This window comes from Mesorhizobium sp. M5C.F.Ca.ET.164.01.1.1 (assembly GCF_004792125.1).
GTDB lineage: Bacteria > Pseudomonadota > Alphaproteobacteria > Rhizobiales > Rhizobiaceae > Mesorhizobium > Mesorhizobium wenxiniae.
Map to the genome: position 1 here is coordinate 1 of NZ_SRTG01000241.1, position 362 is coordinate 362.

The following is a 362-nucleotide window of genomic DNA, read 5'->3' on the forward strand; positions in this document are numbered from 1 at the left end:
GCGCCACGTCGCCTTTGGTGCTGACATATCATATCCTAATCAGGATCACCCAATGGCAACGCCTCCGCGTCGACCGACAAATCCGATGGCAGCCGCCGAAGCTGCCTTCAAGCCGGTCAAGAAGCCGATAGCAGCCCCGCCTCGCGAACCTTCGGCGGCCCCCAATGTCCGCGAGCTTGTCTCGATCAGGATCGACCGCGCCGTGCTCGACCATTTCCAGGAAGACGGTCCCGGCTGGCAGGACAGGATCAATGACGCTCTAAGGCGGATGGTCGGCGGCAAGCCTCAGGATTGACCCCGCCATCTGCGGCGGCCAAGGCAACCACCACCTTGCCTTGACCCTGCCAAAACCCTGCCGCATC

Annotated in this window: 1 protein-coding gene; it reads left to right on the forward strand. The window is 62.7% G+C overall.

Annotated features, from left to right (window positions below; all coding sequences use genetic code 11):
• The first annotated feature begins 52 nt into the window (after positions 1 to 52).
• Positions 53 to 295, forward strand: coding sequence for a BrnA antitoxin family protein (locus EN807_RS33305; protein ID WP_135938000.1), 243 nt, complete (start codon positions 53 to 55; stop codon positions 293 to 295).
• Positions 296 to 362 lie beyond the last annotated feature (67 nt).

What these genes read in the sequence shown, in the direction of transcription:
- EN807_RS33305 (WP_135938000.1), top strand. Translation starts at nt 53, where the DNA reads ATGGCAACGCCTCCGCGTCGACCGACAAATCCGATGGCAGCCGCCGAA.